At 42.4% G+C, this 724-nt stretch carries 1 pseudogene; it reads right to left on the bottom strand.

Annotation, left to right across the window (positions count from 1 at the left end):
- Window positions 1-636, bottom strand: a pseudogene (locus ACMZ6U_RS10625) (IS3 family transposase); the annotation flags it as partial.
- Window positions 637-724 lie beyond the last annotated feature (88 nt).

The following is a 724-nucleotide window of genomic DNA, read 5'->3' as shown; positions in this document are numbered from 1 at the left end:
TTGGTTAAAGCATAAGAGATACTCTGAATCGCTTGCTTTACGAGCTCTGCAGTCTTCTGCCAACCGACTGACAGACCAATGATTTCACGATTAAAGAGGTCAATAATCAAGCAAACATAAGCCCATCGCTGACCAACACGGACATATGTCAAATCGGTCACAATCGCTTCCAGTGATCTTTCTTGGTGGAATTGTCTGGCTAAGAGATTTGGAATAGGGCTTCGTTTTTCCCTTTAGAATGTGGCTTGAAGCTAGCCTGCTGGTAAACAGATACGAGATTTAACTGCTTCATGATCCGACGAATGCGGCGACGAGATAAGATAATCCCATCTGTGGCTAGACATTGCTTGATCTTTCTGGCACCGTATCTCGATTGGCTCTCGAGGAGAATCTGTTTCACCTTTTCTTCAAGATCAGCTTCAGCTACTGGTTCTGAGGCTTTATAGTAATAGCTGGAACGCGGGAGATTCAACCACCGACACATGGCTGAAATGCTGTATTTAGCCTTGTTAGCAGTGATTATTTCTCTTTTTGTGCCATAATCACCGCCGCTTGCTTTAGGATGTCTAGCTGCATTTCAAGTTCTCTATTTCGCTTTCTAAGGGTAATCAGCTCCCGCTGTTCATCAGTAATACTGATTTTAATTCACAATCTGAATATAGAATTATGGTTCGAGTCTCCTTATCCTAGTAAATCGTCCAGATTTACACCTTGTACTTAAATG

The organism is Streptococcus pluranimalium, from assembly GCF_047785745.1.
GTDB classification, from domain to species: Bacteria; Bacillota; Bacilli; order Lactobacillales; family Streptococcaceae; genus Streptococcus; species Streptococcus pluranimalium_B.
The sequence above is the reverse complement of the archived record's forward strand: the minus strand, read 5'-3'. Positions and strand labels throughout refer to the sequence as shown.